Raw genomic sequence first — 24410 nt, 5'->3', positions numbered from 1 at the left:
CGGGCCGTCGCTACCCTTTCCCGGGTGTTGACCCGGATGTCGTCGCTGTTCCTGCGGACCCTTCGCGAGGACCCTGCCGACGCGGAGGTACCGAGCCACAAGCTGCTCGTCCGCGCCGGCTACGTCCGTCGCGTCGCGCCGGGGATCTACACATGGCTGCCGCTGGGCCTGCGGGTCCTGCGCAACATCGAGCAGATCGTGCGCGAGGAGATGGACGCCATCGGCGCCCAGGAGATCCAGTTCCCCGCGCTGCTGCCGAAGGAGCCCTACGAGGCCACCGGCCGCTGGACCGAGTACGGGCCCAACATCTTCCGGCTCAAGGACCGCAGGGGCGGGGACTACCTGCTCGGACCCACCCACGAGGAGCTGTTCACGCTCGTGGTGAAGGGCGAGTACTCGTCCTACAAGGACTACCCGGTCATGCTCTACCAGATCCAGACCAAGTACCGGGACGAGGCGCGGCCCCGCGCCGGCATCCTGCGCGGCCGCGAGTTCCTCATGAAGGACTCCTACTCGTTCGACCTCACCGACGAGGGCCTCTCCGAGTCCTACGAGCTGCACCGCGACGCCTACGTCCGGATCTTCGACCGGCTCGGCATGGAGTACGTGGTCGTCAAGGCGACGTCCGGCGCGATGGGCGGGTCGGCGTCCGAGGAGTTCCTCGCGGTCGCACCCACCGGCGAGGACACCTACGTGCGCAGCGCAGGCGGGTACGCGGCCAACGTCGAGGCGGTCACCACGCCCGCGCCGCCCGCGAGGCCGATCGAGGGGCTGTCGCCCGCGCAGGCGCACCACACGCCCGACACCCCGACGATCGAAACGCTCGTCGACTTCCTGAACGAGAAGGCGGGCCTCGGCCGCACCTTCACCGCGGCCGACACGCTGAAGAACGTGCTGGTCAAGACCCGCAAGCCGGGCACAGACGAGTGGACGCTGCTCGCGATCGGCGTGCCCGGCGACCGCGACGTCGACATGAAGCGCCTCGAGGCCGCCCTGGACCCCGCCGAGGTCGCGCTGCTCGACGAGGCCGACTTCCTGTCCCACCCGTTCCTCGTCAAGGGCTACATCGGGCCCGCCGCGCTGGCCGCCAACGGGGTGCGCTTCCTCGTCGACCCGCGGATCGTGCCCGGCACGGCCTGGGTCACCGGCGCCGACAAGCCCGACCACCACGTCGTCGACCTCGTCTGCGGCCGCGACTTCACCCCGGACGGCACGATCGAGGCGGCCGAGGTGCGCGAGGGCGACCCCGCGCCCGATGGTTCCGGCCCCCTCGAGGCGGCCCGCGGCATCGAGATCGGGCACGTGTTCCAGCTCGGCCGCAAGTACGCCGACGCCGCGCAGCTCGACGCGCTCGGCGCCGACGGCAAGCCCGTGCGGATCACGATGGGCTCCTATGGCATCGGGGTGTCCAGGCTGGTCGGCGCGATCGCCGAGCAGAGCCACGACGAGTCCGGCCTGATCTGGCCCCGCGCCGTCGCGCCCGCCGACGTCCACGTCGTGATCGCCGGCAAGACCGACGAGATCGCCGCGGGCGCCGAGCGGCTCGCCGCCGACCTCGGTGCGGCAGGCGTCCGCGTTCTCCTCGACGACCGCAAGGCGACACCGGGCGTCAAGTTCGCCGACGCCGAGCTGATCGGTGTCCCGACGATCGTGGTGGTCGGGCGAGGTCTGGCGAACGGCGTGGTCGAGGTGAAGGACCGTCGCAGCGGTGAACGGCAGGAGATCGCGGTCGAGGCCGCGGTCGCCCATCTGGTCGAACTGACTAGCGCGCGCTGACCTGCACCCGCTGAGCGGCGACCGGTCTGGTCGGGTGTCACCCGTTCGTGGTCGACTGACCCCGTGCATCGGTGGGTCGAGTTCGGTTACACAACCGGCTCACACCATCACCACCTGCAACGATGGAGGTGCGGCGGCGACCGTGCATCACCCGCCCCGTACCGTTCCCGTCATTCGTCCGCAGTAATGCACGACCGTGACCGTCACCTGGCCGGTGGCGGACTGGCCGTACCGCCGGTCCGTCCGCGGCCGCCGCGGGGGAGGTAGACCCAGTGGACTTCGACGCGCTGCGCGCCGCAGTCGTGCCCGGTGCCGGTGTCGTGGGGCGCTGGCCCGGCGTGGTGTGCGTTGCCGAGTGCTCCGATCGCAGCGTGCTGCGCCAGCTCCTCGACGTGTGCGCCACAGCGGCGGGCCACGAGCCCGGCCGGGCGCTCGCGCGCAGGCTGGCGATGTGGCTCGGTGGAGCCGATGCACCCGGTGACGGCCTGCGCTTCGGCACCGTGGCCGTCACCGGATCCGACCCGCGTTCCGGCGCGCAGCGCGGCGAGCAATGGGCGGTTTTCCTGTACGGCCCCGTCGGGCTCGTCGTGCCGGACCGGCAGGTGGCGCTCTCGGGCGCCCAGTCCGTGGCGTGGACCGACCGGCTGCTGCCGCGCCCGGACGCGCCCGTCGTGCTGGCGCTGGAAGGCGGTCCGATCCCGCCCGGCCTCGTCGACGGGGTGCACGACCTGCGCGCGGGCGTCGTGCCCGGCGCGGGCGCTGTTCTCGTGCCGAGCGGGGACCACGGGTCCGTCGAGGTGGCCGACGAGGCGGCCCGCACGCGCCAGGCCGAAGCGCGCTGGCTCGACGCCGGCGGCGCGGAACGCCAGTGGGGCCCCGATCCGGCCCCCACCGCGTCGGGCGACGGGCTCTACCCCGAAGGCACGGGCAACGGCGTGCCCTCGCGCGGTCTCGGCCCTCTCGAGAACTACCACCCCGGTGACTCCGGCGGCGGCGGCGCCGAGCGGCCCTCCGGTCGCGCCCACCTGCGCCCCGTGCCGTCGGGCTCGAACGGCGTCGCGCACCGCGGGTGGGTCCCGCGCCGCGGCTCGATGAGCGACCTCGGTCGCGCGTCCGACACCGAGCACGACCAGGCCGCCGGACCGCACGAGGACGATCATCCCACCGACGCAGGGCGCTCCGACGAGCTGCGCGAGCCCGAGAAGACTTCCGAGAACGGCCGCAACGGCGCCCGCGGCGGCGGCCTCCTCAACGGCGCGGCGTACGACAACGGCGCGGCGTACGACCTGCTCGGCGCGCCGGAGGCGCGCCCGCAGGAACCGGAGCGCAGCCCGTGGAGCGACGGCCGCGACCGGGACGCGGGGCGGCCGGAACGGATCGAGGGCTGGTTCGCCACCCCGGAGGGGGGCACCGAGACCGGCATGAGCGCCGTCGGGCCGTCCGACCGCCGCCGCCGCCGGCACCGCCTGCCCGATGACGATCTGTCCGCCCCGAACGAGGCCGGGAGCGGCGAGCCGGAGCCACCCGCGGACGAACGCGGGGAAGTCGGCGACGAGCGCGGCTCGGACGACTACGCGGGCGTCGACCACGAGGCCGACCCCGGCGCGTTCGGATCGGGGTCGGCGGAGGAGACCCGGATCGGTTCGATCCCGCCCATCGTCGCCGAGCCTGCCATCCCGCCGCCCGACGGCGAGTCCCTCGACGGCTCCAGCGACGGCACCCCCCGGCTGGGCGTGCCCGCCCAGGAGGCCCCGCAGCAGGCCCACCCGCTGGCCGATGCGGAGCCCGCTGCGGACGGGGACGCGCCACACACCACGGCGCTGCGGTCCGAACGGATCCTCGGTGCGGACGAGCAGGAACTGGAGGACGGTCCTGCCACCAGCGGGCTCGTCGTCGACGACCAGCAGGAGGAGCCCCCTCCGCGACCGCCGGTCGGCCTGATCGTGTTCGACGACGGCGCCACCTACACCGTCGATGCCGAGTACCTGATGGGCCGGATGCCGGAGGCCGACCCGCGGGTCGCGTCCGGCGCGTTGCGCTCGCTGGCCCTCGAGGACGCGTCAGGAGCGGTGTCGCGCGTGCACGCGCAGATCGTCGTGAACGGGTGGGAGGCGCTGCTCGTCGACGTCGGCTCCCGCAACGGCACGTTCGTGTCGCCGCCGGGAGAGCAGGGGTGGACTCAGCTGCCCGCGGGGGAGACACACCGGCTGGTGCCGGGCACACGGGTGCGGATCGGGGGTCGAAGCTTCCAGTTCGAGGCGCCGTCGGGGGCCCGCTGAACAAGGAGGACCCCCGGTTTGGAGCCGACCACGACGCTGGCAGCCGCATCGATCGCCGACTACGAGGTCCTCGGCGTGCTGGGTGAGGGGCCGCACGCGCGCTGCTTCCTCGCCCGGCCGCCTGGCCGGCCCGACGAGGGCGTCGTCGTCAAGGTGTTCACCGGGCGCGTGAGCGAGCCCGCGTTCGACCGGGCCGTACGGGAGCTGCGTGCGGTGGCGGCGGTGCGCTCGCCGTACGTGGTGCGCGTGTTCGACGCCATGCTGGGCGAGAACTTCGCGTACGCGATGGAGTACGTCCCGTTGGGCTCCCTCGCGGAACCGGCCGGCCCACTGGCCCGGCGGGAGGCCCTCACCGCCCTCGAGCACGCCGCCCGCGGCGCGCACGCGCTGCACGAGGCCGGGATCATCCACGCAGGCATCCACCCTGGCAACGTCCTGCTCGTCGAGGAGGCGGACGGCACGCTCGGCGGACGGTTGGCCGAGCCGGGCCTGTCGCGCGTGCTGACGCCAGGGGCGGTCGTGCCGGGCGCGGGCCGCGGCGGGGTGTTGGAGTTCCGCGACCCCGACCTGCTGGCCGCGGCGAGCGCATCGCGGCGCACCGAGGTGTGGGCGCTCGGCGCCACGATCCACCGGGTGCTGGCGGGCGTCGGGCTCTACGGGGAGCTGCCCGGGCACCCGCTCGGCGCGATCCGCGAGCTCCACACCACGAGCCCGCAGGTGCATCCCGGCCTCGAACCGGACATCGCCGCGCTCGTGCGCGACTGCATCGCCGACGGCCCGGACCGCCTCCGCACGGCCGCCGAGGTGGCCGACCGCCTCGCGGCCCTCTAGTCAGTTCCGCGAGTCGCGGTCTGCGTGCGCGCGAGTCGCGGTCAGCCAGGGAGGTAGGAGAGGCGGACGGAGCGGACGGGGTTGTCGCCGTTGGTGTCGACGAGGCACACCGACTGCCAGGTGCCCAGCGCGGTGCTCCCCTCCAGCACCGGCACGGACATCGACGGCGCGATCAGGGCGGGGAGCACGTGGTCGCGGCCGTGGCCTGCGCTGCCGTGCCGGTGCGTCCAGCGGTCGTCGGCGGGGAGCAGGTCGCGCAGGGCGGCGAGGAGGTCGGTGTCGCTCCCGGCGCCGGTCTCGATCACGGCGAGGCCCGCGGTGGCGTGCGGGACCCAGACGTTGAGCAGGCCGTCTCGCGCGTCGGCGGAGCGCAGGAACGCGGCGATCTCGTCGGTGAGGTCGACGACGGCCTCGCGGCCGCCGGTCCGGATATCGATCAGCTGGCTGTCCACGGCCGTAGTGTCCCCCGTGTGCGCGCTGCATTCGGTGAGGAGTTCGACGTTCCGGACGGATACCTGAACACCGCGAGCATCGGCATCCCGTCGGTCGCCATCGGTGACGCGGTGGCCGATGCGCTCGTCGGGTGGCGGGTTGGCGCGGGTCGGGCCTCGGAGTTCGACGAGCCGGTGGCGCGGGCCAGGGAGGGGTTCGCCGACCTGATCGGGGTCGGCGTGGATCGGGTGGCGATGGGGCCGGCGGTGTCGGCGCTCATCGGGTTGGTCGCGGCCGCCGTGCCGGACCGCACCAGGGTGCTCGTCGCCGGTGGTGAGTTCACGAGCGTGACGTGGCCGTTCGCGGCGCAGGCAGGCCGTGGCGTCGAGGTCACCGAGGTCGACCTCGGGCAGGTGGGGCGGCGGGCGGGGGAGTTCGACCTCGTCGCGGTGAGCACGGTCCAGTCCGCGGACGGTCGGCTCGTCGACCTGGACGCCCTCCGCGCGGCGCGGGCGTCGGGCACCAAGGTCGTGCTCGACGCCACGCAGTCGCTCGGCTGGCTCGACGCCGACCTGTCATGGGCCGACGCGGTCGTGGCCGCGGGCTACAAGTGGCTGCTCAGCCCGCGCGGGTCGGCCTGGATGGCGATCCGGCCGGAGCTGGCCGCCGTACCGGTCGCAGCGGGGTGGTACGCGAGCGCGGACCGCTGGGCGGACGTCTACGGCCTGCCGATGACCCTCGCCCCGGACGCGCGTGCGCTCGACACGTCGCCCGCCTGGTACTGCCATGTGGGCGCGGCGGTGGCGCTGCCGTGGCTGGCCGGCCTGGACCGGGCCGCGGTGCACGCCCACTGCGTCGGCCTCGCCGACACGTTCCGCGCGGGGTTGGGGATGGAGCCCGCAGGCTCGGCGATCGTGTCGGTGCGCCGCGAAGGCGCGCGCGAGCGGCTGGCCGCCGCGGGCGTGATGAGCGCGGCCCGCGCCGGCGCCGCTCGCCTGGCGTTCCACCTCTACAACACGGACGACGACGTGGCCCGCGCCCTGGACGCCCTCACCGCACGATGATCCGCGGAACCGCGCAGTCAGGGCTGCCCGGGGAAGACCGGGATGGTGGGTGATTCGCCGATGGCCGCGCGCCACCGGGCGCAGCGCAGGGTGCCGGCGCTCAGTGTGTCGAGGGCGGCCTGGCGCAGTGCCCGGTCACGGGAGCGTTCGAGCACGGACCGCCATGCGGCGAGCGCGTCGGTCTCGGCGACGGCCGCGAGCTGAGCGGCCGACGCGGGGTCGGTCACCGGTCGCGGGGTGGAGTACGCGGGCTGGGCGGAGACCGCTGGGGCGCCGAGCTGCGTGAGGGTCTCCTCGACCTGGTTGCGCAGCTCGCGGTGCGCCTCCTCGTCCTCACGGGCCCGCGCCGCGTCGGCGCCGGAGAGGAACGCGACGGCGAGCGCGTAGCTCCAGATGGCCGCGTGCTCCGCCATGAGCGCGTTCTGGAGCGCGGCGACGGCGGTCTCGCCGATCCGCGGGTTCCCTGACGTCACGTGAGCACCTCCGCGTACGTGCTGCAGCACGCGGCCACCGACGCGACGAGCCCGACCCGCTCGGGCGGCAGGCCGAGCGCGACGTCCCCGGCGGCGCGCCCGGACGCCAGCACCGCCTGCTGCACCTCGGCGCGGCCCGGACGGCCCGATGGCCGGGGCGAGGGGGCCGGGGTGGGGCGGCTCGGGTTCAGCCGTGCGACCTCGGCGTCGAGCGCGGCGGCGTGCTGGGTACGCGCCTCGACGAGCGGCTGCAGCGCGGAGGCCAGGCCCTGGTCGGTCGCCACAGCGGCCGCCGCGAGCGCGGCGTCGGCGCGGGCGGCGTCGGCGAGCGCGATCAGCGGGTCGGGCTCGGTGGGTCCGGCCGCGCGGCCCAGCGCGCATCCGGCAACGGCCGGAGGGAGGAGCAGCAGACCGGCGAGCACGCGCCGCCGGCTCATTGCCGCTCCTGCCACGACTTCTCCTCGACCCGGGGCGCGGGATCCTCCCCAACCGCACTCGCCGGGCGCCCATCCTGCCACCCGGCCTCCCGAGCGCGACCGGGTGCTGGGTGGTTCACGCGGGGTAACGGCCCGCGTGGGTCCGTTCGGTGGCGCGATACCCTGACAGACCCACCCCGTTCGTAGGAGTAGACGCGATGCCCTCCCCCCGCTCCGCGCAGGACGCCGGTCCGCAATCCGGCGAGCTGCACGGCGTGCTGGCGCCGATCGTCGCGGACGCCGGCTTCGAGCTCGACCTGCTCGATGTCCGGTCCGCGGGCCGCCGCCACACCGTCAAGGTGGTGGTCGACTCCGACGAGGGCGTGGGCCTGGACGACATCGCGGCCGTCTCGCGAGCGATCTCGGCCGAGCTGGACCGTCAAGAGCACCTCATCGGTGGCTCGTACACCTTGGAGGTCACCTCTCCCGGTGTCGACCGCCCGCTCACCGGGCAGCGGCACTGGCGGCGGGCGCACCTGCGCCAGGTGGCCGTCCGGCTGCACGACGGTACGAAGTTCACCGGCCGCGTCGGCGCTGCCGGCGAGGAGGCCGTCACCGTGCTCGTCGACGGACAGCGGCGCGAACTGCGCTACGCCGACGTGGCCCACGCGGGTGTGCAGGTGGAGTTCCGGCCCGCGCCGGAGCACGAGGTGGCGCTGCTGCAAGAGGAGGGTACGGCGTGAACGTCGACATCGCGGCGCTGCGCACCATCGAGCGCGAGAAGGACATCCCGTTCGAGACGGTCATCGAGGCCATCGAGACCGCGCTGATCACGGCGTACAAGCACACCGACGGCCACCAGCCGCACGCGCGGATCGACATCGACCGCAAGACGGGCGCGGTGCGGGTGCTCGCACAGGAGTTGGGGCCCGACGGTTCGGTCGACACCGAGTGGGACGACACCCCGGAGGGTTTCGGGCGGATCGCCGCCACCACCGCGCGGCAGGTGATCGTGCAGCGGCTGCGTGACGCCGAGCACGAGCGCACCTACGGCGAGTTCGCGGCGAAGGAGGGCGAGATCGTCGCGGGCGTCATCCAGCGCGACGCACGCGCCAACGCCCGCGGCGTGGTGATCGTCCAGCTCTCCGGTGGCACCGAGGGCGTGCTGCCGCAGGCGGAGCAGGTACCCGGCGAGCGCTACGAGCACGGCGAGCGCATCCGCTGCTACGTCGTGGGCGTCAGCAGGGGAATGCGGGGGACGCAGATCACGTTGAGCCGTACGCATCCCAACCTCGTGCGCAAGCTCTTCGCGCTCGAGGTCCCCGAGATCGTCGACGGCTCCGTGGAGATCGTCGCGGTGGCGCGGGAGGCCGGTCACCGATCCAAGATCGCGGTCCGGTCCACTGTGTCCGGGGTCAACCCGAAGGGCGCGTGCATCGGTCCGGTAGGCGCCCGAGTACGCGGTGTGATGAGCGAGCTGGCCGGAGAGAAGATCGACATCATCGACTGGTCCGAGGACCCGGCCACGTTCGTCGGGAACGCGCTCTCGCCGTCGAAGGTGGTTTCGGTCACGGTGCTGGACGCCCGCACGAAGACCGCCCGGGTCGTCGTGCCGGACTTCCAGCTGTCGCTCGCGATCGGCAAGGAAGGACAGAACGCCCGGTTGGCGGCCCGGCTCACCGGTTGGCGCATCGACATCCGCAGCGACGCCGACCCCCGAGGGGCCGTCGACGCGCCAGAGACGGAGTCGGTCGGCTGAGCCGTCGAGCAGGCAGCGATGGAGTAGGGGGTGCGGGTGCTGCGCTACACTCCACACCGGCCCACCACTCGGGTCCGGCCCCCGCACGACCGGCCCCCGCACCGGATCATCGATCCGCCACGGGACCAGTCCGGACGTGCATCGGTTGCCGGTGCCGGGATGTGGCCGACGGTCTGTTGAGGGTCGTCGCGGTGCACGGGGTGCTCACCCCGGACCTGCGGCGCAGGCTCCCCGGGCGCGGTGCATGGCTGCATCTCGCCCCGGAGTGCCTGGACCGTGCCGAGCGGCGCTCGGCGTTCCCGAGGGCGCTTCGCGTCCCGGGGCCGCTGGACCCCGCGCCGGTGCGAGCCCACATCGGCGCCGTGTGCATGAGCGGGGCTCGGGAGACACCCGAGTCCAACACATCAGGAAGCAAGGTCGACCCGTCATGAGCCAGTCGTGAAGATCGCACCATGAACGTGCTTCGACACTAGGTTCGAGGTCGAGCGGTGCCGCCGCCCGGCCTCCGGTTAACAAGGAGTGCAGTGGCAGGCAAGGCCCGCGTGCACGAGCTCGCGAAAGAGCTCGGAGTCAGCAGTAAGCAGGTCCTGAGCAAGTTGCAGGACCTCGGGGAGTACGTGAAGTCCCCGTCCTCGACCGTCGAGGCACCCGTCGCCCGCAAGCTCCGTGAGGCGCTCGCAGGTGGTGGCGATTCCGGCGACGGTCGTCGGCGCGGCGGCGGTGGCCGCCCGCGCCCGGGTGGCGGCGCGCCAACTCCCGGCAACGTCCCGCCGCGGAACGGCGGCCCGGTCCCCGGCCCGCCCCGGCAGGAGCGCCCGGCCGCGCCGGGCACGGATCGGCCATCCGGCCCACGTCCCGGACCCCGTCCCGGCCCGCCGCAGGCGGTGCCTCGTCCGGAGACCCCGCGCAGCGAGCCGCAGATCCCGGCGGCGGAGCGGCCGGCGGCCCAGCAGCCGGAGACACCGCGTCCGGAAACACCGCGTCCCGAGACGCAGCGTCCGGAGACCCAGCGCCCGGAGACCCAGCGCCCGGAAACCCAGCGCCCGGAAACCCAGCGCCCGGAAACCCAGCGCCCGGCCGCCGCGGCGGCGGATTCGCCAACGGCGCCCGCGCCCGGACAGCAGCGTCCGGGAGCTCGTCCCGGTCCGCGTCCCGGCCCCGCGCCCGCTCAGCAGCGCCCGGCAGCCGCGGCCGACGCCCCGGGCGTCATCCCGCCGCGCCCCGCGGCGCCGCGTCCCGGCCCGCGCACCCCGCGGGTCGGCAACAACCCGTTCGGTGTCGGATCGGGCGCCCCGCCGCGCCCGCAGGGCCCACGCCCCGGCCCGCCCGGTGGCGGTCAGGCCCCGGGCCAGGGTGGCCAGGGGCAGGGCCAAGGCCAGGGCCAGGGCGGCCCGCGTCCCGGTGGGCCGCGCCCGCAGGCACCGCGTTCCGGTGAGCCCGGTCGCGGCGGCCCGCGCCCGTCGCCCGGCAACATGCCACCGCGGCCGAACCCCGGCATGATGCCGGCGCGTCCGGCGGGTGGTCGTCCCGGCGGCGGACCAGGTGGTGGCCGTGGTGGCCCCGGCGGTCGTCCCGGCGGTCCGGGCGGTGGTCGTCCCGGCGGTGGCGGTCGTCCCGGCGGCGGTGGCGGCGGCTTCCGGCCCGGTGGCGGCGGTCCCGGCGGCGGTGGCGGCGGTGCTCCCGCTGGCGGCGGCTTCCGCGGCGGTCCCGGTGGCGGTGGTCGTCCCGGCGGTGGTGGCGGTCGCGGTCGCGGCGGTGCCGCGGGTGCGTTCGGCCGTCCCGGCGGACCGGCGCGCAAGGGTCGCAAGTCGAAGCGGCAGAAGCGCCAGGAGTTCGACTCGATGCAGGCCCCCTCGGTCGGCGGCGTCCGCCTGCCGAAGGGTCAGGGCGAGACGATCAAGCTCCCGCGTGGCGCGTCGCTCACCGACTTCGCCGACAAGATCAACGCCAACCCGGCTTCGCTGGTGCAGGTGCTGTTCCACCTCGGCGAGATGGTCACGTCCACGCAGTCGGTTTCGGACGAGATCCTCGAGCTGCTCGGCAGCGAGATGAACTACCAGGTCCAGGTCGTCAGCCCGGAGGAGGAGGACCGCGAGCTGCTCGACAGCTTCTCGATCTCCTACGGGGAGAACGCCGGTGGCGACGAGGACCTGGTCTTCCGGCCGCCGGTCGTCACGGTCATGGGTCACGTCGACCACGGCAAGACGCGCCTCCTCGACACCATCCGCAAGGCGAACGTCGCGGCGGGCGAGGCAGGCGGCATCACCCAGCACATCGGCGCCTATCAGGTGCTCACCGAGCTGGACGGTGTCGAGCGGCCGATCACCTTCATCGACACCCCTGGTCACGAGGCGTTCACCGCCATGCGTGCCCGCGGGGCGAAGTCCACGGACATCGCGGTGATCGTGGTCGCGGCCGACGACGGCGTGATGCCGCAGACGGTCGAGGCGATCAACCACGCCCAGGCCGCCGACGTGCCGGTCGTGGTGGCCGTCAACAAGATCGACAAGGAGGGGGCCAACCCCGCCAAGATCCGCCAGCAGCTCACCGAGTACGGCCTGGTCGCCGAGGAGTACGGCGGCGAGACGATGTTCGTGGACATCTCGGCCCGCGAGAACATCAACATCGAGCAGCTGCTCGAGGCGATCCTGCTCACCGCGGACGCCGCGCTCGACCTGCGGGCCAACCCGAACATGGAGGCCCAGGGCGTCGCGATCGAGGCGCACCTGGACCGCGGCCGCGGCCCGGTGGCCACGGTGCTGGTGCAGCGCGGCACGCTGCGGGTCGGCGACTCGATCGTCGCGGGCGACGCCTCCGGGCGTGTCCGGCGAATGCTCGACGAGCACGGCGAGGACGTCACGGAGGCCTACCCGTCGCGTCCGGTGCAGGTCATCGGCTTCACGTCGGTGCCAGGCGCAGGCGACACGTTCCTCGTCGTCGACGAGGACCGGGTGGCCCGCCAGATCGCCGACCGGCGCCGCGCGCGTGAGCGCAACGCCGAGCTGGCGAGCCGTCGCAAGCGCGTCAGCCTTGAGGACCTGGACGCCGCGCTGAAGGAGACCAGCAGCCTCAACCTGATCATCAAGGGCGACAACTCGGGTACCGTCGAGGCCCTCGAGGACGCGCTCCTGAAGATCGACGTGGGCGAGGAGGTCGAGCTCAGGGTGATCCACCGCGGTGTCGGTGGCATCACGGAGGGCGACGTCAACCTGGCAACGGCGTCCGACGCCATCGTCTTGGGCTTCAACGTCCGGGCCGAGGGCAAGGCCACCGAGCTCGCCAACCGCGACGGCGTGGAGATCCGCTACTACACGGTGATCTACCAGGCCATCGAGGAGATCGAGCAGGCGCTCAAGGGCATGCTCAAGCCGGAGTTCGAGGAGGTCGAGCTGGGCCGCGCCGAGGTCCGCGAGGTCTTCAAGTCCTCCCGGGTCGGCACGATCGCCGGTTGCCTCGTGATGTCCGGCGAGATCCGGCGCAACGCCCGCGGCCGCCTGCTGCGCGACAACGTCGTGATCGCCGAGAACTTGCCGATCAGCTCGCTGCGGCGGTTCAAGGACGACGTGGTCGAGGTCCGCGAGGGCTTCGAGTGCGGTTTCACGCTCGGCAACTACAGCGACATCAAGGTCGGCGACGTCGTCGAGACCTTCGAGATGCGCGAGAAGCCGAGGAGCTGACGAACAGGTGAGGGCCGGGCACGTCCCGGCCCTCACCACGTCGGAGAGCCATGTTCGTCGGAGCACTCGAGCTGGACGTCCTCCTCCCCGGGGACGTCCACTCACTCAAGCAGAAGAGAGCGAGAGTCCGGCCCGTGCTGGCCGAGCTGCGCCGGAAGTTCGAGGTGGCCGTCTCCGAGGCGGGGCACCTCGAACTGCACCGCCGCGCGCTGCTCGGGGTCGCGTGCGTCGCGGCCGATTCCGGACACGTCACCGAGGTACTCGACCGGTGCGAGCGGCTGGTCGCCGCGCGCCCCGAGCTCGAACTCCTCTCGGCCCGGCACCGGCTGCTGGGCCCTGAGGACTAGCCAGATCCTGGGAGGGCTGTAGTTGTGGTGGATCACGCCCGCGCGCGGCGGCTATCCAAGCGGATCACGCAGATCGTGGCGGCCGCCTTGGAGCACGAGGTCAAGGACCCTCGGCTGAAGATGGTGACCATCACCGACACCCGGGTCACCGGTGATCTGCGTGAGGCCACCGTGTACTACACGGTGCTGGGGGAGCGCGTCGACGCCGACCCGGACGCCGCGGGCGCCGCCGCAGCACTCGCCAGCGCCACCGGTGTGCTGCGCTCGATGGTGGGCGCGGGCACCGGGATCCGGCACACCCCCTCGCTCGTCTTCGTGCCGGACCATGTGCCGGACACGGCCCGCCACATGGAGGAGCTGCTCGCCCGCACCCGCGAGTCCGACGCCGAGGTCGCCCGGCTGGCGGCGTCGGCCCGCCCCGCGGGCGACCCGGACCCGTACCGGGTGCCCCGGGAGCGTGAAGACGAAGGAGACCTGTGAGCCGAGTCGTCACCGTGGACCAGGCAGTGGCCGAGGCGGCTGCGGTCCTCGGGGGTGCGCGGGACGTCACGCTACTGGCCCACATCGACCCGGACGCCGACGCGCTGGGAAGCGCGCTCGCGCTCGGGATCGCCCTGCGCAGACGGGGCGCCCGGGTGCAGGTGGCGTTCTCGTCGCCGGACCGGGTGCCCGAGTCCCTCGAACCGCTCGACGCGCTCGGGCTGCTGGTCCCTCCCGCGAGGGTGATCGCGGCACCCGAAGTGCTGGTCAGCTGCGACGCGGCCGAGCCGCGCCGGCTCGGCTCCCTCGGCCGGTTGCTCGACACGGCCGGGCGCACGGTGATGCTCGACCACCACGCCACCAACCCGGGATTCGGCGACGTGCAGGTGCTCGACCCGGGTGCGGAGGCCACGGTGGTGCTGGCGCACCGCGTGCTCGTCGAGATGGGCGCGCCGATCGACGCCGACATGGCGCGCTGCCTCTACGCGGGCCTCGTCACCGACACCCGCGGCTTCCGCACCGCAGGCCCTGCGGCGTACCGCCTCGCCGCTGACCTGGTGGAGGCGGGCGCCGACCCGGCGGCCTTGACCAGGACTCTGATGGACAGCCATCCCTTCGCCTGGTTCGAGGGGCTCGGCGGCGCGCTCGAGCGGGCTGTGCTCGAGCCGTCGGGGCTGCTCCACACCACGATCCCCCTCGCCGACGTCCGGCGGTACCGGTCCGAGGAGATCGACAGCGTCGTCGAGGTGCTCCGGACGGCGGTCGAGGCCGAGGTGGTGGCCTCCGTCATGCAGATCGAGGAGCGACGGTGGCGGGTGTCGCTCCGTTCGGCGGGCACGGTGGATGTCGCGGCCGTCGCCACCGCCCTCGGCGGCGGGGGCCACGCGATGGCCGCCGGGTTCACCCGCGAAGGCACCGAACAGGACGTACTGGCAGCGCTCCGCGCCGCCCTGGCGGGATAGCAGCCCGCCCCATTCCGACGAGCGGCGCGTTCGTCGGAATCCGTGCTGGGGGTGGTCCCGAATCCTCGGCCGCTACGGTGAGCAGAGCGAACCGATTCGGAGGAAGCCTGCATGACGTCCGAGACCCGCTCCGCCGCGGAGGCGCGGTCCGCCCGCCGCGCGTTCCTCGCCGCGGCGCTGCGCCGCCCGGCGACGATGGGCGCGATCGCGCCGAGCTCTCCGCGGCTCGGGGCGGTGCTCGCGTCGGTGGTGCCGCGCGCCGGGGAGCCGGTGGTGGTCGAGCTGGGGCCGGGCACCGGTGCGGTGAGCGCGGTGATCGCCGAGAAGCTGCCGGAGGGCGCCCGGCACCTCGCCGTGGAGCTCGACCCCCGAATGGTCGAGTACCTGCGTCGCACGCACCCGGATCTCGACGTCGTGCAGGGCAACGCCGCCGATCTCGGCAAGCTGCTGGCCGACCGCGGGATCACACGAGTCGACGCCGTGATCTGCGGGCTTCCCTGGGCGCTGTTCGACGACGCCACCCAGACCGCGCTGCTCGGTGAGATCAGCCGTGTGATCGGTGACCAAGGCGCCTTCACCACGTTCGCCTACCTGCACGGGATGACGCTCGGGGCCGCCCGCCGGTTCCGGCGCCGCCTGCGCGACACCTTCGACGAGGTGCTGGTGAGCGCCACGGTCTGGCGCAACCTGCCGCCCGCGTTCGTCTACGTGTGCCGCCGCCCGCGCCAGGACGGATGACCACAGGGCCGGATCGCGTTCCCGCGCGGGAGGTGCTGCGGCTCGCCGCTCCCGCGCTCCCGGTCCTCGCCGCCGAACCGCTCTACCTGCTCGTCGACACGGCGGTGGTCGGGCGGCTCGGTGCCGTGTCCCTGGCGGGGCTTGCCGTAGCCGGGGTCGTGTTCGCCCAGGTCACGAGCCAGATGAACTTCCTGTCGTACGGCACCACCTCCCGTGCGGCCCGGCTGCACGGCGCCGGGCGAGGCGGCGACGCCGTCGGGGAGGGTGTGCAGGCCACGTGGCTCGCGCTCGCCGTCGGGCTGCTGGTGCTCGGGGTCGGCCAGCTGGTGGCCCGGCCGGTCGCCGAGGTGCTCGGCGACGGCGGCGCGATCGCCGACTCCGCCACCGCGTGGCTGCGCGTCGCGCTGTGGGGAGCGCCGATGGTGCTCGTCACGCTCGCCGGCAACGGCTGGATGCGCGGCGTGCAGGACACCGCCCGCCCGCTGCGTTACGTGCTCGCGGGCAACGGGATCTCGGCCGTGCTCTGCCCGGTGCTGGTGCACGGGGCCGGGCTGGGCCTGGTCGGATCCGCCATCGCCAACGTCGTCGGGCAGACGGTGGGCGCCACGCTGTTCCTGGTCGCGTTGGTGCGGGCGGCCCGGGCCGGCGAGGTGTCGCTGCGGCCCGTGCCGGCCGTGCTGCGCGCGCAGCTGGCACTCGCGCGTGACCTGCTCGCCCGCAGCCTCGCCTTCCAGGCGTGCTTCCTGTCCGCGGCCGCCGTCGCCACCCGGTTCGGGGCGGCCAGCATCGCCGCCCACCAGATCGTGCTGCAGCTGTGGTTCTTCCAGGCGCTCGTCCTCGACGCGGTGGCGATCGCCGCCCAGGCGCTGGTCGGCGCCGCGCTGGGCTCGCCCGACCGCGGTGCCGAGAGGGCCAGGGCGCTCGCCGGCCAGGTCACCCGATACGGGCTGGTGCTGGGTATCGGCTTCGGGGTGGTGTTCGCGGCCTTGTCCGGCGTGCTGCCGCCGCTGTTCACGCCGGACCCGGCCGTGCTGGCGGCCGTGCCGGTGCCGTGGTGGTTCTTCGCGGCGATGCAGCCGATCGCCGGGGTCGTGTTCGCCCTCGACGGCGTTCTGCTCGGTGCGGGCGACGCGGCGTTCCTGCGGACGTCCACGCTCCTCGGAGCCGTGGTCGGGTTCCTCCCGCTGATCTGGGCCTCGCTGGCGTTCGGCTGGGGCCTCGCCGGCATCTGGTCAGGGCTGGCCCTGTTCATGGTGATCCGCCTCGTCGCGGTGGGTCTGCGCGCCCGAGGGGATCACTGGACGATCACAGGTGCGGTTCGCTCCTGAGTGTCGCTATGCCCGATCGCGTCACTTGCGGTAGACAATGCAGCGCAAACCGTCATCCCTGCGGGCCACGAATCGGGTGTACGTGAAGAGAATCGTTGGACTCCTCGTGATCGCGCTCCTTGTGTTCTGGGTCTTCATCGACCCGGACAGCGCGGCGGACACGGTGCAGGACATCGGCTCGCTGCTGCGCGAGGGCGCGGAGTCGGTGATCACCTTCTTCACCTCGCTGGTCTGAGCCGCGTCAGCGATCGCTCACACACAGCGGGTCGAGGCTGCGGTCGAAGAGCACGCACGGCTCGTAGCCCGCCTCGCCGATCAGCCGGGCCGTGGCATCGCCGGACAGGTGCTCGAGGAAGCTCTGCAGCGGCCCGCCGGGCACCGGTCGGCCGTAGGTGTAGGCGTACTCCACGGTCCAGAACGGGTAGCCGTTGCGCGCGTTGCCGCGCGAGGCCTCCGCGCCGTCGAGCGAGGCGATGGTCAGACCGGGGTAGGCGCCCGCCGCCTCGGCGTCGGCGTACCCGATCGCGCCCGGTACGGCGGCGACCTGCCGTAGCACCTCCTCGGTGGAGGACCGCTCGCAGCGGGTGACGGGATCGGCCGGCACGCGGTCCCGCTCCACGCAGTTGTCGGACGACTCCCGGGGCTCGGCCCCCTGCAGGACGTACCGCTCGAACGCGGCCCTGCTGCCCGAGTCGGGCCCGCGACCCACGATCCGGATCGGCACGTCGGCACCTCCCAGCTGGGCCCACGACGTCACCCGGCCTGCCATGATCGCGCGGATCTGCTCGACGGTCAGCGCGTCGACACCCGCGTCGTCGTTGACGACGACCGCGAAGAGCAGCACGGCGATCGCCTGACGCTGCAGCTGGCCGCTCGGGTCGTCGCCTATGCCGTCGGACAGGACGAGCGTGGTGTCCCGCTTCGCGTCCGGTCGCAGCAGCGAACGGATCCCCTCGTGGCTGGACGAGGCGACGTCGGTGACCTGGGCCTGGGGGCACGCGGCGACGTAGGGGCGGGCTGCCTTCGCGACGACGGGCACGAACGCGCTCGATCCGGTCACGACGATCGGACCGGACCCGCAGAACGACGGCGGCGTGCGGGGCACCGCGATCACGACCACCAGTGCGACGGCCAGCACGGCGATCGCCGCGGCCAGGACACGGGTCAGCGAGAACACCTTCCGCTTCCGTCCGCGTTCCACGATCCGCCGGTCGATCGGCAGCAGGTTGTCCATGGCGCCCCGGACGATGTAGTCCCGTTGCCGATGGCCCGGGTCGTCATCGCGGCAACAGATGATGAGCCGGAACTGCCCACCGCGCGGGATCGCGAGCGGCGGGAGGATGAGCCTGCGCCGCCCGTCCCGCTCGGCGGGCGACGCGGTTGCCTGGAGCGCGGCCGGCAGGCTCTGCCGAAGGTCCTGCTGGGTGAGCCCGTCCCTGATCACGCGCGCTTGGTCGTGCTCGTTCTGGCCGCCCGCGGCCGCGCCGACAACCCATCCGGTCCGCTCAGCGCCGTCGTCGGTCCGTCCGCCCTTCTCGATCCTCAGCTGGATCTCGTCCTCGAGCGCGATGGGGGACACCGCTGATGCCCGGAAGTCGACGATGGAGCGTCCGACCAGCGTGACCTGGGGCCGTGTCCGGTAGTCGGACGGGGTGATGGCGCTCCAGCCGGCGTTGCGGAACTTCACGACCAGGACGGTGATGGAGTTGTACAACTTCAGATCGGGCGAGTTGTGCGCGCCGAACGGCTCCATCCCGATCTTCGTGTTGAGTTCTTCCTCCCACACCAGCCGGCGGCGGCCGGAGTAGAGCCTGCCGAGCAGGGCCGCGATGAACAGTCCCAGTGTCGCGAGGATGCCGGGCAACCCGAACTGCTGCAGCACCGTGAGCAGGGGTTCCCAGAAGGCGGCCACTCTTCGTCACCCCGTCGGGTCGCTCCGTGTCGATCAGGGCGAGCATAGGGGTGATCGTCGATCACCCGAAGGTGGCCCGGTTCACACCCGAACGGCTGAGCGGTCTTGTGCCTCCCACACCGGCTCAGGCGTCTCCCGCACCTCGCCGTCGCCCGCGAACAGCAGGAAGCGGTCGAAGCCGCGGGTGAACCAGCGGTCGTGGGTGACCGCCAGCACGGTGCCCTCGAACGCGACGAGCGCCTGCTCGAGCGCCTCGGCCGAGGCGAGGTCGAGGTTGTCCGTCGGCTCGTCGAGCAGCAGCAGGGTGGCCCCCGACAGCTCGAGGAGCAGCACGAGCAGCCGTGCTTGCTGGCCCCCGGAGAGGGTGTCGAACCGCTGCTCGGCCTGGCCGGCGAGCTCGTAGCGGGCGAGTGCCTTCATCGCGTCGCCGCGGGTCATGCCCGCCCGGTCGGCGTCGCCGCCGACCAGGATGTCGAGCGGCGTGCGCTCGGCGAGCTCGGGGCGGTCGTGGGTCTGGGAGAAGTGGCCGGGACGCACGCGCGCGCCCAGCCGGGCCACACCGTCGTGCCCGACCGGCGCGAGAGCGAGCCCGCTCGCGGGAACGGTGCCGGGTTCGGGGTCGGTGCCGCCACGGGCCAGCAGCCGAAGGAAGTGCGACTTTCCGGTGCCGTTGCCGCCGAGCACCGCAACCCGGTCGCCGAACCAGACCTCGAGGTCGAACGGGTAGGTCAGCCCGGCCAGCTCCAGCTGCTCGCACACCACGGCCCGCTTGCCCGTGCGGGCCCCGCGCAGCTGCATCCGGACGTTCTGCTCACGCGGCTTCTCCGGCGGCGGGCCCGCTTCGAGGAAGCGGGCCAGCCGGGTGCGCGCGGCCTGCAGACGCGATGCCATGCCGTCGTTGAACGCCGCCTTCGTCTTGTAGTAGACGACCAGTCGCTCCAGCTTGGCCCGCTCCTCGTCCCAGCGGCGGCGCAGCTCGTCGAGCCGGTCGTGGCGGGCGACGCGGGCCGCGTGCCAGGACGCGAAGCCGCCAGGGTGCACCCATGCTGATCCCGCCTCCACCGTGACCACCCGCTCCGCGGTGCGGGCGAGCAGCTCCCGGTCGTGGCTGACGTACAGCACGCTCTTGGCCGACTCCGCGAGGCGCTCCTCCAGCCAGCGCTTGCCGGGCACGTCGAGGAAGTTGTCCGGCTCGTCGAGCAGCAACACCTCGTCCGGGCCGCGCAGCAGCAGCTCGAGGGCGAACCGCTTCTGCTCGCCACCCGACAACGTGGCGACGCGCCGGTCGCGCACCCGGTCCCAGGGCAGGCCGAGCGCCGCGACGGCGGCCGTGTCGAACTCCACCTCTGCGCCGTATCCGCCGGCCTCGCCCCATGCCGCGAGGGCATCGGCGTAGCGCAGCTGGGAGCGTTCGTCGTCGGCGAGTGCGCGCTCGGCGGCGCGCAGCCGCTCCCCGGCGGCGCGGACCGCTGGCGGGGCCAGCGAGAGCGCCAGGTCGGTGAGGCTGCTCGCGTCGCTGATCGAGCCGATGAACTGGCGCATCACCCCGAGCCCGCCACTGCGCGCGATGCTCCCGGCCACCGGGGTCAGCTCGCCCGCGACCATCCGCAGCAGCGTGGTCTTGCCGGCGCCGTTCGGCCCGACCAGAGCGACCTTCCGGCCGTCCCCGACGCGAAAGGAGACGTCGGAGAAGAGCGTGCGACCGTCGGGCAACCGGTGCTCGACGGCCATCGCCTCGATGTGACCCACCCGCACATGGTGCGGGGGCGGCGCTGCCCGGTCGACCGGTTATCAGACCGGCAGGGGCAGCCGGAGCACACCTTCCGCGAGGAACGTCGCCATCGAGTCGAGCCTGCGCTCGGACGCCTTGCATACCTCGGGGGACGCGCCCGCCTTCCACACCCGCTTCGCCTCGTCCCACGCGAGGTCGCGCGTGAACGTGACGACGAGGTCGGCGAGCCAGTTCGCCCCGACGTCCCACGGCGCGCCGTCGGGACCGTTCGAGAAGATCGAGTCGAGCTCCTCGCGCAGCCCGTCCATCTCCATCTCGAACACCTCGTTGATGACGCGGTAGTCGTGGAACTGCTCGCTGTCCGGTCCCTCGCCGTCCGGCTCCACGTGGCGCCACGTCGCGATGAGCGCGTGCGCGAGGTCGTAGTTGATGTGGGCGTTGACGCCGAGCACCGCGAAGTTCACCGGCGGCACCTTCGGGTCGCTGCGGTTGTCGAACAGCGCCCGCCACACGCCGGGCGCGGTGTGGATGTCGGCGGCGTAGCGGCGCAGAGCCTGGAAGTACCGCTCGGCGAACTCGATGTCGAGCCGCACCAGGAACGGCGAGGACTTGAACTCCCCGCTCTCGACCATCTCGCCGACCCGCCGCGTGATGATGTGGTAGAGCTTCGAGAACGCGGCGATGCCGTCGTTCTCCCCGAGCAGCGACGTGCTCGCCGCGTAGTCCCGGATCTCCGTCAGCCGCCTGATGACCTCGGGGATGGTCGTCGGCGGCGAGTCCCCGGCCAGCTCGGCCAGGCGCTGCGTGCTCCCCTTCGGCACCGACTCGTACGTGATCTCTCCCACCGGCAACTCCTTCCGTTTCCTCCAGTCGAGGAGCACCCCGAGGTGCGCCTGATACGTCCTCCGATCATGTTCGTCCGCGGCTCTCTCGGCGTGACGGGGTGGTGGCCTGGTCACCGGATCGACGGGGGCAGTAGCGTCGCGGGGCGTGACCGACCGATGGCCCGTGCGCCCCTTGGTCGGCCGGGACGAGGACCTCGGCGAGCTCATGACCGCGCTGGAATCGGTGCGGCACGGCCGGATGTCCACGATCTTCCTCAGCGGCGACGCCGGCGTCGGGAAGACGCGCCTCGTGCAGGAGCTCGTCACGAGGGCGGAGGACACCGGGGCCACCGTCCTGCTGGGCGCCGCCACCGACATCGCGGAGAGTCCGCCGTTCTGGCCGGTGGCCTCCGCACTGCGCGCGTTGTTGCGCTCGCCGCGCGGCGACCAGGTGCGGCTGCTGCTCGCGCCGTGGTCGGACCAGCTGGACGAGCTGCTCGCGCTGCGGTCGACGGTGCCCGCCCCGCTCGCCCGCGTGCAGACCCTCGAGCTCCTGCACCGCGTCGTGCTGAGGCTCGCGCTCGAATCGGTCCTCGTGCTCGTGGTCGAGGACGTGCAGTGGGCGGACCGCTCCACGCTCGACCTGATCGCCTACCTCGTCGCGAACCTCGCCGACGAGCGCGTGCTGCTCGTGGGCACGCACCGGACCGAGCCGGGCGCCTCGGCGCAGGCAGGCGCCGCCCGAACCGTGATCCGGGAGCTCGCACGGCACCGCCAGGTGCGGACGATCGAGGTGCCGCCGCTGAGCCGGGACGCGGTGGCCGGTCTGGTGGCGGCCGTGGAGCCGGGGCGTCCCGATCTCGTCGAGCTGGTGTGGATGCGGTCGGCGGGCAACGCGTTCATCGCCGAGGAGACGTTGCGCGCCGCGGTGGACGGCGACCCCACAGGCCTGCCCACCACGCTGCGCGAGCTCGTGCTCTCCCGCGTCGAGCGCCTGTCCGCGTCGGCGCTGCGGACGGTGCGGGCGGTGGCGCTCGCCGACGGGCCCCTGCCGCACCGCCTGCTGGAGGCCGTGCTGGACGGCGGGCCGTGGCTGCTCGACGCCCTCCGCGAGAGCGTGGACGCCGGTGTGGTCGTCGTGGATGCCGCGGCCGACGGCTACCGGCTGCGGCACGGGCTGATGACCGACGTGGTGGTGGGCGAGCTCCTGCCGGGGGAGCGGATGGACCTGCACCGCCGCTACGCCACCGCGCTGGAGCCCCGCGAGCTGCCGGGGGGCGACGCCCGGCTGGCCCACCACTGGTACGAGGCGGGCGACCGGGACCGCGCCGCCGCCGCCGCGGTGACGGCTGCCGAGGCGGCCGACCGGGTGCGCGGCTACGCGGAAGCACACCGGCACTGGCTGCGCGCCGCCCGGCTCGCGGGCGAGGTCGCCGCGCCGCCCGTCCCACGGGCCGGGTGCCTCGAGCGCGCGGCCGAGGCCGCCCACCTGGCCGGGGACGCCGACCAGGCAGTGGCCCTGCTGGCCGAGCGGCTCGACCTGCTCGAGCCGGTGCACGTCGGAGCGCCCGATGTCGAGGCAGCCCTGCTCCACGCCCGCACGGGCCAGTACCTGGTGGCGGCGGGACGCGGCGCCGAGGCCGCCGAGGCGTTCGGCCGTGCGACGGCGGCGCTCCCTGAGGAGGGGGCCGAGCGCGAGCGGGCCGAGGTGCTCGGCGGCCACGCGTCGGCGCTCTGGACGGCGGGCGACTACACCGCGGCCCACGAGACCGCCCGGCGCGCGCTGGCACTCGCCCGCCGGATCGGCCTCACGGTGCAGGAGGCACGGGCGCTCGCGACGCTCGGCTTCGGGCTCGCCTACCTGCAGGATCCGGTGGCGGGCGAGGCCGCGCTGCGGGAGTCGATCGCGGTGGCCGAGCGGGCGGGCGAGCCACTGGAGATCGCACGGGCCCACCGCAGCCTCGCCGAGCTGCTGTCCGGCCCGCTGAACGAGCTGGACCGGGGGATCGCGATCGCCCGCGCAGGCGCCGACCGTGCACACGAGCTGGGGCTCGCGCGCAGCGCCGGAGCGGGGATGCTCGCCGTGGCGGCCAACGGCCTGTTCCGCATCGGGCGCTGGGACGAGGCGGACGACACGATCGCCGAGGCGTGGGAGCTCGCCCCGGCCGGCGCGGAGGCGCTCGAACTGAGGCTGGCGCGGGCCCGCCTGCACACCGGGCGCGGCCGGTTCGGCCCCGCGGAGGACGACCTCGAGGCGGTGGCCGCGCTCTCGGCCGCCACGCTCGGCCCGCGCTACCGGCTCCCGCTGCTCACGCTGTGGGCGGGCCTCGCGATGTGGAGGGAACGTCCCGACTTCGCGCTCGACCACGTCGCGGCCGGGCTCGACGTCGTCGAGCGGGGTTCCGACGACGTCTGGCTCGTCGCCCCGCTGGTCTGGCACGGCGCGCGCGCCCGCGCCGAGCTCACCCGGCTCGCGATGCGCAGGCCCGACGACGGCACGGACGTCCGGCTGCGCCGGCACGCGGCCGAACTGGCCCGCATCGCCGCGGCGTCGGTGCCCGCCGTGCGCGACGTCGTGCTCGCGTTCGTGGAGATGTCCGCCGCCGAGGACGGGCGCGCGGCGGGGAGTTCCGATCCGGAGGCGTGGGAACGCGTCGCCGAGATCTGGCGGGCGAGCAGGCAGCCCTACCCGGCGGCGTACGCGCACCTGCGGAGGGCAGAGGCGCTCCTCGCGACGAGGGCGAACTCGGCCGTGGCGGCCGAGTCGCTGCGCCACGCCGCGCAGATCGCGAACCGGCTCGGGGCGGCCCCGCTCCTCGTCGAGATCGCCGACCTCGCGGACCGGGCGCGGGTGCGCATCGGCGAGGCGGAGCCCGCGCCAGAACCGGCCGCGCCGATCGCCACCGACGACGAGCTCGCCGCCCTCACCGCGCGCGAACTGGAGGTGCTGACCGAGCTGGCCGGGGGCCACACCAACCGGGAGATCGCCCAGCGGCTGTTCATCAGCGAGAAGACGGTCGGGGTCCACATCAGCCGCATCTACGCGAAGCTCCACGTGCACAGCCGCGTGCAGGCGAGCGCGGTGCTGATGCGCGCGAGGCCCCAGCTGGCGCGCCGGCGGGGCTCATAGTGATCGCGGCATGATCGCCGGTGGCGGACATTCGCGGTTCGCGGAGGAAGCGCCGCCCTGGGACGGGTTGTTGCGGGCCAGGCCTCCTGGCGGCGCCGCGCAGTGTGCGGGGCCGCCCCTCCCAGGTCAAGGGCGCTGCGCGTCGCTTCGCGATCGCTGCGCGACCCTTGACCTGGGAGCCTCTGCGGCCCCTCGGGCAAGCAGAGCGGGCAGGCCGGGGCCTGCCCGGTGGGGCGCGCGGCGCCGCCAG

At 73.8% G+C, this 24410-nt stretch carries 21 protein-coding genes; 15 read left to right on the top strand and 6 right to left on the bottom strand.

Annotated features, from left to right (window positions below; translation table 11 throughout):
- The first annotated feature begins 24 nt into the window (after nucleotides 1–24).
- From K1T35_RS32125 to K1T35_RS32115, 3 genes are all read left to right on the top strand, one after another.
- Nucleotides 25–1776 (top strand): proline--tRNA ligase, encoded by a 1752-nt coding sequence (locus K1T35_RS32125; RefSeq protein WP_220255525.1) that lies wholly within the window; start codon nucleotides 25–27, stop codon nucleotides 1774–1776.
- 272 nt (nucleotides 1777–2048) lie between these two features.
- The gene (locus tag K1T35_RS32120) at nucleotides 2049–4055 is read left to right on the top strand and encodes an FHA domain-containing protein (RefSeq protein ID WP_220255524.1); all 2007 of its coding nucleotides are present in this window, start codon (nucleotides 2049–2051) and stop codon (nucleotides 4053–4055) included.
- A gap of 18 nt (nucleotides 4056–4073) precedes the next feature.
- Nucleotides 4074–4886 carry a protein kinase gene (locus K1T35_RS32115; protein ID WP_220255523.1) on the top strand — a complete coding sequence of 271 codons (813 nt, stop codon included), beginning with the start codon at nucleotides 4074–4076 and terminating at the stop codon, nucleotides 4884–4886.
- 41 nt (nucleotides 4887–4927) lie between these two features.
- Here K1T35_RS32115 and K1T35_RS32110 read toward each other — a convergent pair whose 3' ends face one another.
- Nucleotides 4928–5338 carry a secondary thiamine-phosphate synthase enzyme YjbQ gene (locus tag K1T35_RS32110; RefSeq protein ID WP_220255522.1) on the bottom strand — a complete coding sequence of 137 codons (411 nt, stop codon included), beginning with the start codon at nucleotides 5336–5338 and terminating at the stop codon, nucleotides 4928–4930.
- Nucleotides 5339–5356: 18 nt separating this feature from the next.
- Here K1T35_RS32110 and K1T35_RS32105 point away from each other — a divergent pair, with 18 nt between their 5' ends.
- On the top strand, nucleotides 5357–6382 hold the full coding sequence (locus K1T35_RS32105; RefSeq protein WP_220255521.1) for an aminotransferase class V-fold PLP-dependent enzyme: 1026 nt from the start codon (nucleotides 5357–5359) through the stop codon (nucleotides 6380–6382).
- Nucleotides 6383–6399: 17 nt separating this feature from the next.
- Here K1T35_RS32105 and K1T35_RS49220 read toward each other — a convergent pair whose 3' ends face one another.
- Together K1T35_RS49220 and K1T35_RS49215 are read right to left on the bottom strand one after the other, a co-directional pair.
- Entirely contained in the window at nucleotides 6400–6855 is a 456-nt protein-coding gene (locus K1T35_RS49220) for a ferritin-like domain-containing protein (RefSeq protein WP_255620990.1), read from the bottom strand.
- Complete coding sequence (locus K1T35_RS49215) at nucleotides 6852–7292, bottom strand: hypothetical protein (RefSeq protein WP_255620989.1); 441 nt, start codon at nucleotides 7290–7292, stop codon at nucleotides 6852–6854. Before K1T35_RS49215 ends, K1T35_RS49220 begins: the two co-directional genes overlap by 4 nt.
- A gap of 197 nt (nucleotides 7293–7489) precedes the next feature.
- Here K1T35_RS49215 and rimP point away from each other — a divergent pair, with 197 nt between their 5' ends.
- The 10 genes from rimP to K1T35_RS32050 all read left to right on the top strand — a co-directional run bounded on the left by rimP (nucleotide 7490) and on the right by K1T35_RS32050 (nucleotide 16797).
- Nucleotides 7490–8014: a ribosome maturation factor RimP gene (gene rimP / locus K1T35_RS49210; RefSeq protein ID WP_255620988.1), complete on the top strand. Its 525-nt coding sequence runs from the start codon at nucleotides 7490–7492 to the stop codon at nucleotides 8012–8014.
- Nucleotides 8011–9030, top strand: a complete 1020-nt coding sequence (gene nusA, locus K1T35_RS32090; protein WP_255620987.1) for a transcription termination factor NusA — start codon at nucleotides 8011–8013, stop codon at nucleotides 9028–9030. Before rimP ends, nusA begins: the two co-directional genes overlap by 4 nt.
- A gap of 140 nt (nucleotides 9031–9170) precedes the next feature.
- Nucleotides 9171–9461 carry a YlxR family protein gene (locus tag K1T35_RS32085; protein ID WP_255622698.1) on the top strand — a complete coding sequence of 97 codons (291 nt, stop codon included), beginning with the start codon at nucleotides 9171–9173 and terminating at the stop codon, nucleotides 9459–9461.
- A 93-nt stretch (nucleotides 9462–9554) separates the two neighbouring features.
- A complete protein-coding gene (infB, locus tag K1T35_RS32080) occupies nucleotides 9555–12707 on the top strand; it encodes a translation initiation factor IF-2 (protein WP_220255518.1) in 3153 nt (1050 codons plus the stop codon).
- 50 nt (nucleotides 12708–12757) lie between these two features.
- Complete coding sequence (locus tag K1T35_RS32075; RefSeq protein WP_220255517.1) at nucleotides 12758–13054, top strand: DUF503 domain-containing protein; 297 nt, start codon at nucleotides 12758–12760, stop codon at nucleotides 13052–13054.
- Nucleotides 13055–13078: 24 nt separating this feature from the next.
- On the top strand, nucleotides 13079–13534 hold the full coding sequence (gene rbfA, locus K1T35_RS32070; protein ID WP_220255516.1) for a 30S ribosome-binding factor RbfA: 456 nt from the start codon (nucleotides 13079–13081) through the stop codon (nucleotides 13532–13534).
- Nucleotides 13531–14496 carry a bifunctional oligoribonuclease/PAP phosphatase NrnA gene (locus tag K1T35_RS32065; protein WP_255620986.1) on the top strand — a complete coding sequence of 322 codons (966 nt, stop codon included), beginning with the start codon at nucleotides 13531–13533 and terminating at the stop codon, nucleotides 14494–14496. The genes rbfA and K1T35_RS32065 overlap by 4 nt, the downstream gene beginning before the upstream one ends.
- Before the next feature lie 111 nt (nucleotides 14497–14607).
- Complete coding sequence (locus K1T35_RS32060; protein ID WP_220255515.1) at nucleotides 14608–15234, top strand: class I SAM-dependent methyltransferase; 627 nt, start codon at nucleotides 14608–14610, stop codon at nucleotides 15232–15234.
- On the top strand, nucleotides 15231–16562 hold the full coding sequence (locus K1T35_RS32055; RefSeq protein ID WP_220255514.1) for an MATE family efflux transporter: 1332 nt from the start codon (nucleotides 15231–15233) through the stop codon (nucleotides 16560–16562). Before K1T35_RS32060 ends, K1T35_RS32055 begins: the two co-directional genes overlap by 4 nt.
- A 106-nt stretch (nucleotides 16563–16668) precedes the next feature.
- Nucleotides 16669–16797 (top strand): hypothetical protein, encoded by a 129-nt coding sequence (locus tag K1T35_RS32050; protein WP_255620985.1) that lies wholly within the window; start codon nucleotides 16669–16671, stop codon nucleotides 16795–16797.
- A 6-nt stretch (nucleotides 16798–16803) separates the two neighbouring features.
- Here K1T35_RS32050 and K1T35_RS32045 read toward each other — a convergent pair whose 3' ends face one another.
- The 3 genes from K1T35_RS32045 to K1T35_RS32035 all read right to left on the bottom strand — a co-directional run bounded on the left by K1T35_RS32045 (nucleotide 16804) and on the right by K1T35_RS32035 (nucleotide 21051).
- Entirely contained in the window at nucleotides 16804–18474 is a 1671-nt protein-coding gene (locus K1T35_RS32045; protein ID WP_220255512.1) for a PstS family phosphate ABC transporter substrate-binding protein, read from the bottom strand.
- An 81-nt stretch (nucleotides 18475–18555) separates the two neighbouring features.
- Entirely contained in the window at nucleotides 18556–20223 is a 1668-nt protein-coding gene (locus K1T35_RS32040) for an ABC-F family ATP-binding cassette domain-containing protein (RefSeq protein ID WP_220255511.1), read from the bottom strand.
- A 42-nt stretch (nucleotides 20224–20265) separates the two neighbouring features.
- Nucleotides 20266–21051, bottom strand: coding sequence for a DUF5995 family protein (locus tag K1T35_RS32035; RefSeq protein WP_220255510.1), 786 nt, complete (start codon nucleotides 21049–21051; stop codon nucleotides 20266–20268).
- 145 nt (nucleotides 21052–21196) lie between these two features.
- Between K1T35_RS32035 and K1T35_RS32030 the strand changes: the two genes are divergently transcribed.
- Nucleotides 21197–24160, top strand: a complete 2964-nt coding sequence (locus K1T35_RS32030; protein WP_220255509.1) for a LuxR family transcriptional regulator — start codon at nucleotides 21197–21199, stop codon at nucleotides 24158–24160.
- The last annotated feature ends 250 nt before the right edge of the window (nucleotides 24161–24410 follow it).

Origin of the sequence: Pseudonocardia sp. DSM 110487 (assembly GCF_019468565.1) — a bacterium.
Classification (GTDB): Bacteria; Actinomycetota; Actinomycetes; order Mycobacteriales; family Pseudonocardiaceae; genus Pseudonocardia.
The sequence above is the reverse complement of the archived record's forward strand: the minus strand, read 5'-3'. Positions and strand labels throughout refer to the sequence as shown.

Coding starts and splice junctions, on each gene's coding strand:
- K1T35_RS32075 (WP_220255517.1), top strand. CDS start 12,758: ATGTTCGTCGGAGCACTCGAGCTGGACGTCCTCCTCCCCGGGGACGTC.
- K1T35_RS49215 (WP_255620989.1), bottom strand. CDS start 7,292: ATGAGCCGGCGGCGCGTGCTCGCCGGTCTGCTGCTCCTCCCTCCGGCC.
- rimP (WP_255620988.1), top strand. CDS start 7,490: ATGCCCTCCCCCCGCTCCGCGCAGGACGCCGGTCCGCAATCCGGCGAG.
- K1T35_RS32060 (WP_220255515.1), top strand. CDS start 14,608: ATGACGTCCGAGACCCGCTCCGCCGCGGAGGCGCGGTCCGCCCGCCGC.
- K1T35_RS32055 (WP_220255514.1), top strand. CDS start 15,231: ATGACCACAGGGCCGGATCGCGTTCCCGCGCGGGAGGTGCTGCGGCTC.